The sequence below is a fragment of the Nostoc sp. FACHB-152 genome (genome assembly GCF_014697475.1).
In the GTDB taxonomy this organism is placed as follows: Bacteria; Cyanobacteriota; Cyanobacteriia; order Cyanobacteriales; family Nostocaceae; genus Nostoc_B.
The window spans coordinates 70,185-80,132 of record NZ_JACJRV010000026.1 but is presented as its reverse complement, the minus strand read 5'-3'; the positions used below and the strand labels follow the sequence as shown (position 1 = coordinate 80,132).

General features: G+C 41.8%; 5 protein-coding genes. 2 read left to right on the top strand and 3 right to left on the bottom strand.

Annotated elements, in window-relative coordinates:
- Positions 1–164 precede the first annotated feature (164 nt).
- The gene (locus H6G76_RS37145) at positions 165–908 is read right to left on the bottom strand and encodes a toll/interleukin-1 receptor domain-containing protein (RefSeq protein WP_242056453.1); all 744 of its coding nucleotides are present in this window, start codon (positions 906–908) and stop codon (positions 165–167) included.
- Positions 909–911: 3 nt separating this feature from the next.
- A complete protein-coding gene (locus H6G76_RS18560) occupies positions 912–1,607 on the bottom strand; it encodes a hypothetical protein (protein WP_190703670.1) in 696 nt (231 codons plus the stop codon).
- Positions 1,608–1,902: 295 nt separating this feature from the next.
- On the opposite strand from H6G76_RS18560, the gene purH reads away from it, so the two are divergent.
- Positions 1,903–3,423: a bifunctional phosphoribosylaminoimidazolecarboxamide formyltransferase/IMP cyclohydrolase gene (purH, locus tag H6G76_RS18555; RefSeq protein WP_190703667.1), complete on the top strand. Its 1,521-nt coding sequence runs from the start codon at positions 1,903–1,905 to the stop codon at positions 3,421–3,423.
- Positions 3,424–3,749: 326 nt separating this feature from the next.
- On the top strand, positions 3,750–4,832 hold the full coding sequence (psbA, locus tag H6G76_RS18550; RefSeq protein WP_190703664.1) for a photosystem II q(b) protein: 1,083 nt from the start codon (positions 3,750–3,752) through the stop codon (positions 4,830–4,832).
- 354 nt (positions 4,833–5,186) lie between these two features.
- On the opposite strand, the gene H6G76_RS18545 is transcribed toward psbA, so the two are convergent.
- Entirely contained in the window at positions 5,187–9,479 is a 4,293-nt protein-coding gene (locus H6G76_RS18545) for a PAS domain S-box protein (protein ID WP_190703661.1), read from the bottom strand.
- Positions 9,480–9,948 lie beyond the last annotated feature (469 nt).

Sequence of the window (9,948 nt, the reverse complement as noted above, 5' to 3'; positions counted from 1 at the left end):
ATTCGGTTTATAGCTTGGGTTTTCTCTATTAACCAATCTAAATTATCTAAGTTTTATTTAATTTTCTTATATTATTTTACCATAGTTACTCTGGGAGAGCCTATTTTCTTTAAGTTGCTGATATTCTATTCAATTCTAATAATGCAGTTTGAATAGGTATGGTTTTATAAATTTTCTGCTAATTCTTTTGCTACTATCCGAATACCTTCAGCAACACTTAAAAATGCTTTATTACGATTTCCCCATTCTTTCACAGGTCTACCACGTTCGGGTAGGGCTTGAAGTCTTCCAAATGGTGCATTAGTCCAATCAACAAATTCAAGAATCACGGGTATAACTCTAGCTTCTTGAGCTTGATGCCGTTCCATAGCCCGTTTTACTTCAACATCCCAACAATAATCTGAATACATAAAATTTGGGCTAACCAGCAGCAAAATTATATGAGATGTATTTAGACGAGTATCGATCTCATTTTGCCATTCTTTCCCTGGGCCAATTTTTCGGTCACACCAGTCTGTAATTACTCCTTCTCGTTTTAAACTACTAAGATGTTTTTCTAGCTGAAGTCGCAATTTTTCATCTTCGTGAGCATAGGAATAAAACACATCAATAGCTTGGTTATTTTGCACCGACATAATTTGATTATTCAATATAGGTACATCATGGGTAAAACCTTGCATATTAGGTTTTTTATCTGGTAATTCTGATTGAGGGACAACAATGTGAGAAATAGACAGCGAATTTAGTTCCCGTTTTCTACGCAAAATTTGCTGTTTAACTTCTTCAATATCATTCTCTAACTTACGTTTACGGCGTGGATCATCTTCATAACGCCGCCTATCTTCTATTTCTTTCAGTAGCTTAAAATCTTCACTCAACTGTTCTTCAATATGTTTATGAAAATCCATTGCTTACTTTTTTCGTAACTTGTTTACTAAGCTTTCCCAGGCTAATTTGATATTAAACCCGCTTCCTATTTCTAACTCACTTTCGTAATCAATCAGAAAAGGAACTATAGGCAGAGTTATTTTTAGTTTATGCTTGGCATCTAGCTCAGGTGCTTTGATAATTTCAGCTACTACTGCCTGACTAGGTGGTAGAGAAGGAATCTGTTGCTCCAATACTGCCAACATCTGCTGCATTTCAAGTTCTGACAGTTGATTGGCTTCTAGTGCATCCAGTAAAGTTTGAGTCATAGCCAACTGTGTTTGGCTGAATTGCTCTGCAATTGATGCAATCAGAACTTTTTCAGTAACGTCATAGCGACTCAACAATGTTTGTCGCATTTGATAGAGGTTTTCAGATACATCATCCTGACTATTCAACAAAATGTCTAATTTGGCATCCATTTGATGCAACTGTATTTCAACATTCTGTAACTTTGTGGCAGATTCATCAGTAGTTATGATTTTCTCAAGTTCATCATACTCTTGCTGATAGAGAGTTGCTGATTCTTTTAGCTGCTGAATATCTTGACGATATGCAGCTTTAACACGAGGATTAGTTTCGTAGCGTAGAGCATCCTCAAATTCCTTAAGCAACTTGAAGTCTTGCTCAATGTTGTTTGCTAAGTCCTGCAGTCTTTGGTTGAGGGTAGAAGAGATCACGATTTAGGGTTGAGTTTATAAGTTAGTAATTTGACTACATTATCATTTTATAGTTATGAATCCACCAAGCTCTATTTCATTTTTTTGTAAGCTTCACAATAACTGTTTTCTGCTTTTCATTCACCATTAATTTGTCAGCTTAAACGCTTCAATTACTCAGAAAACACATAGTAAAAAATTTAGAGGAAACACATCACTACAGCACTCATAATTATTCCTCATGGTCTTGAAGTGAACCGAGGCTTGTGCAAAACTTAAGATCCTTCGCTTCCAGGGTTATTTGAGGAATTGAGAAATGGCGCGTCTAGCACTGCTGAGTGTATCTAACAAAACTGGTTTAATTGACTTAGCCCGTAGTTTGGTTGAAGAATTTGAATTTGATTTAATCAGCAGTGGGGGAACAGCCAAAGCCCTCAAGGATGCGGGAATACCAGTGACAAAGGTTTCTGATTACACAGGTTCGCCGGAAATTTTAGGTGGACGGGTGAAAACGCTACATCCGCGTATTCATGGCGGGATTTTGGCACGGCGGGATGAACCTCAAGATATTACAGATTTAGAAAATAACCAAATTCGCCCGATTGATTTGGTGGTGGTGAATCTTTATCCGTTTGAGGAGACTATTGCTAAACCAGGGGTGACTTTGGCGGAGGCTGTGGAACAGATTGATATTGGTGGCCCGGCGATGTTACGGGCTTCATCGAAGAATTTTGCTCATCTGACAGTATTATGTGACCCGGCACAGTATGATGAATATCTGCAAGAGTTACGGCAAAATAAGGGCGAAGCTTCGTTAGAATTTCGCCAAAAAGCAGCTTTAAAAGGATTTTTACATACTGCAAGTTACGATCAGGCGATCGCATCTTACCTTGCAGGTACACAACAACACAGTCTCAGTGGGACAGAATTACAATCTCTGCGTTACGGTGAAAACCCCCATCAGAGTGCATCTTGGTATCAAACTGGGACTACTCCCACCGGATGGGCAGCAGCAAAGAAACTGCAAGGCAAGGAACTCAGTTACAATAACTTAGTTGACTTAGAAGCCGCCCGTCGCATTATTGCAGAGTTCACTGATACACCAGCCGCGACAATTATTAAACATACCAATCCTTGCGGTACGGCTTTGGGAGATACTATTGTCGAAGCTTATCAAAAGGCGTTCAATGCTGATTATACCTCTGCGTTTGGCGGAATTGTCGCCCTGAACCGTCCGATTGATGCGGCTACAGCTAGTGAGTTAACAAAGACATTTTTAGAATGTGTAGTTGCACCTGACTGTGACGAAGAAGCGCAAAAAATCCTGGCGAAGAAATCTAATGTGCGAGTTTTAACGCTTACAGATTTGAGTAGTGGCCCGAAAACTTTAGTTAAACAAATTGCTGGCGGTTTCTTAGTGCAAGCTGCGGATGATATTGTTGCTGACACTAGTAAATGGCAAGTGGTTACAGAACGCCAACCTACTGCTGATGAGTTAGCCGAATTATTATTTGCTTGGAAAGTCTGCAAACACGTTAAGTCTAATGCCATTGTAGTCACAAGCGATCGCACTACTCTAGGTGTCGGTGCAGGACAAATGAACCGCGTCGGTTCCGCAAAAATCGCCCTCGAACAATCTGGTGACAAAGCTAAGGGCGCAACTCTAGCCAGCGACGGATTTTTCCCCTTTGATGATACCGTCAGAACCGCCGCCACCGCCGGGATTACTGCCATTGTCCAACCTGGAGGCAGTTTGCGCGACCAAGATTCCATCAAAGCTGCTAATGAATTGGGTTTAGTGATGGTATTAACGGGAGTACGTCACTTTTTACACTAGTTAGGACGGGCGCACAAAGGTTACTTGTTGAGATTGGGTATGTAAACACGACAGCGACTTCCTGTAGATAGGTGTAAGGATGTAGAAACAGGATTTCTCCTTACACCCCTATAAGCTGTTCCACTTATAGTATTTGATGCATCTGTGCAGAAACCCAAATCTCTTAACTGCCCCTCAAGAGAAACTCAGTTACTTATAAGCTGGGCTTATAAATAAATTAAGTAAATTTTTAGTTACACTTCTTTACAAACCGTTACAAAGCCTCTAAGATAAAAATCATCATAAATAATTATTCCTGCGTACACAAAAACCGCAATCATAAAACCATGACAGCAACCTTACAACAGCGCCGTAGCGCCAACATTTGGGAGCAGTTCTGCAACTGGATCACCAGCACCAACAATCGCTTATACATCGGTTGGTTCGGCGTATTGATGATTCCAACCCTGCTAGCTGCAACCACCTGCTTCGTAATCGCCTTCATCGCCGCACCCCCCGTAGACATCGACGGTATCCGTGAGCCTGTTGCAGGTTCCTTACTCTACGGAAACAACATCATCTCTGGTGCAGTTGTGCCTTCCTCCAACGCTATCGGTTTGCACTTCTACCCCATTTGGGAAGCAGCATCCTTAGATGAGTGGTTGTACAACGGTGGCCCATACCAATTGGTAATTTTCCACTTCCTGATTGGCGTATTCTGCTACTTAGGACGTGAGTGGGAATTGTCTTACCGCTTGGGTATGCGTCCTTGGATCTGCCTAGCATTCTCCGCACCCGTAGCAGCAGCAACCGCAGTCTTCTTGGTATACCCCATCGGTCAAGGTTCCTTCTCTGATGGTATGCCCTTGGGTATCAGTGGTACCTTCAACTTCATGATCGTGTTCCAAGCAGAACACAACATCTTGATGCACCCCTTCCATATGTTAGGAGTAGCTGGTGTATTCGGTGGTAGCTTGTTCTCTGCAATGCACGGTTCTCTTGTAACATCTTCCTTAGTTCGTGAAACAACTGAAAACGAATCACAAAACTACGGTTACAAGTTCGGTCAAGAAGAAGAAACCTACAACATCGTTGCAGCACACGGTTACTTCGGTCGCTTAATCTTCCAATACGCTTCATTCAACAACAGCCGTTCCTTGCACTTCTTCTTAGCTGCATGGCCTGTAATCGGTATCTGGTTCACAGCGTTGGGTGTAAGCACAATGGCGTTCAACTTGAACGGTTTCAACTTCAACCAGTCTGTGATTGATTCTCAAGGTCGCGTCATCAACACCTGGGCTGATATCATCAACCGCGCTAACTTAGGTATGGAAGTCATGCACGAGCGTAACGCTCACAACTTCCCCTTAGACTTGGCTGCTGGTGAAGTTGCTCCTGTTGCTATCAGCGCTCCTGCTATCAACGGTTAATTTTCTCAGTTAAAGCAATAGTATAGTTGCAAATTCAAGGCACTCTCTGAAAAGAGGGTGCTTTTGATTTTGGGGTTGAGTTTGAGTTAACCTATCAACCACTTAATTTGCTTTTAGAGAGCGCAAGAATTCAAGCGAGAGGGTTTGAAGTTTTTATCCAAAATTTAAATTGCAATCAAAATGGTGCAGTTATAAAAGTGTCACTTATAACACTTGCTCTTATATAGCAGTAGTGTTATCTTCTAGTTGTGTGAGGAGCAAGTTGAAATTAAGAAGCGTCTGGGGTGGAAACACGGCAACACTCCCAGGCGTTTTTTAGTATTTCTAGAAGACAGCAGGCAGAAGCCAAAAATATTACTGTTGCGTGTCTCCTGTTACCTTTTCCCTGCTATAAATCATACTGGCAATTACTGCGGCTAATTCTGCTGGTTCAACAGGCTTGGTAAGATGTCGTTGAAAACCTGCTGAGATAATCTTTTGAGAATTAGCCTCGCCAGCAAAGGCAGTTAAAGCGATCGCAGGTAATTGGGTTGCTGGAGTTGTAGTTCTTACCTGCTGAATTAGCATATAGCCATCCATTGTGGGCATACCAATATCGCTTACCAGTAAGTGTGGTTGTGTTTGCGCGATCGCTTGTAGCGCATCCTCGGCTGAGTTCACAGCTTTGACTGTCGCACCATACTGTTCGAGGATAAAAGTTAATAAATTCAGGCTATCAACATCATCATCCACAGTGACTATTTGCACACCTTGAAGATTTGGGGCATTTTCAGTTAAAGGATAGTCTGTAAATGTTTCACTACCAGTAACCATCAAGGGTAACTGTACTGTAAAGGTTGCGCCTAAACCTTCTCCAGGGCTGGTGACTTGCACTGAACCACCGTGGAGTTCCACAAGGTGACGCACAATTGCTAATCCTAGTCCTAGCCCACCAAATTTTCTGGTTGTAACATCATCTGCTTGGCGGAAGCGGTCAAAAACATAGGGTAAAAACTCTGCACTAATACCCTTACCTGTATCTGTGACTTGAATTTGGGCAAAACTGCCAACTTTTTCGAGTTTTAGTTTCACCCGGCCGCCCTCTGGTGTAAATTTCACAGCATTTGTGAGTAAGTTCCAAATTATCTGCTGCAAGCGGTTGGGATCACCCTCAACTTTGACATTACCAATGGCAAACTCTGTCTGAAGCTGAATTGATTTGGTTTGGGCTGCTAAATACACGGTTTCTGATGCTGCTTCAATGGTAGTCACCAAATCTACCGCAGAGATATTCAAACTGAGCTTACCGCGTAAAATTCGTGAAACATCAAGTAAATCTTCGATTAACCGCGCTTGTAATTTGGCATTGCGTTCAATGGTTTCTAGGGCTTGGGTTGTCTTGGCTGCATCTAATCTGCGACTCTTGAGAAGTTTTGCCCAGCCGAGAATCGGATTCAGTGGCGATCGCAATTCATGAGAGACTATTGCCAAGAAGTCATCTTTCATCCGGTTGGCCCTTTCGAGTTCTATCCTGGCTGTACGTTCTCGTTCTAAAGCCTGCGCCCGTTCTTCGACCATCATTTTTTGTTCATGAATATCTGTACATGAACCAAACCATTTAATAATCTGGCCGTCTTGATTTCTTAATGGAAATGCTAATCCTAAATGCCAGCGATATTCGCCATCCGTAGCGCGACGCAAACGATATTCAATCTCATACTTTTTCCCAGTCTGCAAGCAATCTAGCCAGCAATTGATAGTACTTGGCACATCATCAGGATGTAAAATATTTACCCAGCCTTCACCTTGGGTTTGTTCTAACGTTGTGCCTGTGTAGTCATACCAACGTTGATTAAAATACTCATGGTAGCCATCTGGTTGGGTAATCCAAAACATTTGCGCCATTGTGTCCGCCAGTGTGCGAAACATCAATTCGCTTTGTTGCAATGCTGCTTCGGCTTGTTTGCGATTGGTAATATCTAGATCAACCCCAACCATGCGGATTGGCTTGCCTGTTTGGTCATAAAATACACAACCTCTAACAATTGCCCACCGAATTTTCCCATCAGGTTTAATAAATCGACATTCAAGATTGTATTCTTCTCTTTCGTAGATAGCACGATGGATTGCCTGTTCCACTAAAGTCACATCATTTGGATGAAGCATAGTAGCAAATGTTTCATATCTGCCATCAAAAGTGCCGGGCATCATCCCAAAGATGTACTCTAGATTGGTAGACCAGTGAATTTCTCCGGTTGCAATGTTCCAATCCCAAGTACCCATATCAGCCGCATCTAAAGCCAAATTCAGACGATTCTGACTTTCTTGTAACGCTGTTTCTGCGTGCTTACGTTTGCTTAGGTCAAGAACAAAACAAACCCATCTAAATGGACTGCGCGTTAATAAAGTCGCACCTAATAAAATAGGCACACGGGAGCCATCCTTGCGGATATATTCTTTCTCAAACGGAGTACAAACACCAGATACAAATACTTCCTCTACCTTGGCTTGATCCAGTTCACTATATTCTGGTGGAGTCATGTCTTGCCAACGCAATTTACCTGCTAATACATCTTCTTGGGTATAACCAAGCATCTGTAAAAAGGCATCATTGGCGAATGTAATTTTGTCTGGTTCGGCTTCAATTATGCCGATGATACTTGATTGTAATAGCTGTCGCAGCCTACACTCACTTTGCCGTAGAGCTTCTTCGGTTTGCTTGCGATCGCTAATATCAACATTAACTCCTACCATCCGTAAAGGTTTACCTTCGCGATCATAGTAAACTTTAGCTCTCGCGTGCAGCCAATGAATGCTCCCATCCCGCCAAACGACACGAAAATCTGTGACAAACTCACCTGTTTTTAAGGCATTGAGTATATCTGCACGTGCTTGGTCTAAATCGTCGGGATGAACCCATTTTTTCCAGTCTTCGTAAGTTCCACCAAACTCACCGGGTTGTAGACCATAGATAGCTTCTAATTCCTTTGACCAAATATTGATGTTAGTTGCAATATTCCACTCGAAGCTGCCAATTTTGCCAACTGCTTGTGATAAATCTAACCACTCTTGTTTTTGTCTTAATGCTTCTTCAGTTTGTTTGCGCTCTGTTATATCTATAAAAGCTCCAATGGCACCCCTGATGGTACCAGTATGATCGCGTAACGGTGCAGCTTTGCCGTAAATAATTTGCACATCATCTTCACTAAAAACAAATTCAAATTCTCCCTCAGTTTCTTGACCTGTCAGACCAGCTTGCTGCATTGGTAACTCTTTGAGCGCAACTTCTTGACCATTTTTTTGAATTTTAAAGGGAAAAGGATACTCTCCACTTGCCGGAGTTGCTGTCATAATTGAGCCTGGTTGTAGGCGCATTAATTTATACGCACTACGGTTGACTGTCATCTGATGGCATTGGGGATCATGAGCAATCCAAACTGCGGCTGGCACTGTTTCCATGATAGTTTCGAGTTCTTCAGCCCGTGCTTTAGCCAGTGCTTCACTTTGGCGCAATTTTTCTTCTGAGAGTTTGCGTTCTGTAATGTCTACATTGACTGCTACTGCATTAATAATTGCTCCGGTTTCATCACGTATAGGTATAGCAAAATTGAGAATGGTTTTGCTCTCTCCATTAAAGGTTTCAATATCAATTTCTTCACCAATTAATGTCTCTCCTGTCGCTAAAGTTCGGGCTAGTGTCCATTCATGGGCTGCAATCGGTTTACCAGTATCAGCCCACCATCCTTTATACTCATTGTATTGGCTTGGATCGTCCAAAAATGGAGCGTTTTCCCCCCAAATTGCTTTAACAGCCGGATTAATTTCTATAAATTTGCCCTTAGCATCAGATATCACTACTCCTACTGGCAGAATATCTAGCATGGCACGCAGTAGTTGACCTTCTCTGTCGCGGTTTGCTTGTTCTTGAGCTAGGATTTCCTCTGAACGCTTACGCTCAGTAATGTCAGTCAGCATGGCGACCATACCAGAGAATTGATCCTGCTCATTCAGGATGGAGCTAATAGAAATAATTACCCAAATTGGCGATATGTCTTGGCGGTGTAAACACACTTCAAACTGCCGTTTAGTCTCCTTATGCTGTTGCTGATTTTGCTCTAGCCATTGCCTAATTTCGATTTGAGTATCATGTTCTAAAAAATCGAAAATCGAGCGATCGCTGATTTGCTCTACACTATAACCAAGCATTTGGGCTAGCTGAGAATTGATATATTCTGTCTGTCCGTCTTGGTCAAATATCCAGATACCTTCATAGGCTGTCTCTAATAGACGGCGATAGCTCACTTTTAGCTTTGCCAGCTTAGACTCGGAGCGTTGTCTAGCAGTATATAATTCGGAATTTAAAGAACTAATTAATAGTGTGATCGAGCTAAAAACAATTAGCTGGAATAAATCAGTCCAGGTATTGGGTACTAGAGAATAGACTGGTGGAATGAAGAAATAGTTATTGGTTACAACAGCCAAGGCTGTAGCTAATAAACCAGGAGCTAATCCACCATACCAGCTACTCAAGACTACAGCAGCAAAAAAAAGTGGTGAAACTTCTATGTTTAAGAGTTTATCCAGCGTTAAGCCTAGTAGCAGCGCAATTAACACGGAGAAAATCGAAACACAGTAACGCTGCAAATCGAAGCGCTGGATTTTTGACATACTGCATTAATCCTTGGCAGTAACCTGTGTACAAGACATAAAATTTTTTTGCCAGATGGGCAACAACCTAAAGATATATCCTATCTAAATATCTAAGGTAAAAGAAACAGGAAATAGAATAATTTCTATTTCCTACCTACTATGCGTTTGTTAAATGTGTACCTACCTAATGAATAGGGTGTAGGGTGTAGGGTGTAGGGAACACCATTGTTAAAAGAAGGGGTTTCAAACAAAGACATTGTATTTTTCGTACTAGGCATCTCAAAATACATATTTCTTTTAATTCTATGTATAAATACAGGGGATTGTACCATGAATGTTTGGGGTGTCCCTTCTTCCCCCATGAACTTCTGTGCATACAAGTTGCACAATTGAAATTTTGGGAAAAAGCTTCAATCCCTCTCCCCTGACCCCTTGCGGTCTTAACAATCAAATTAAGTGGTTAACAGCTTACCCTACACCCCACACC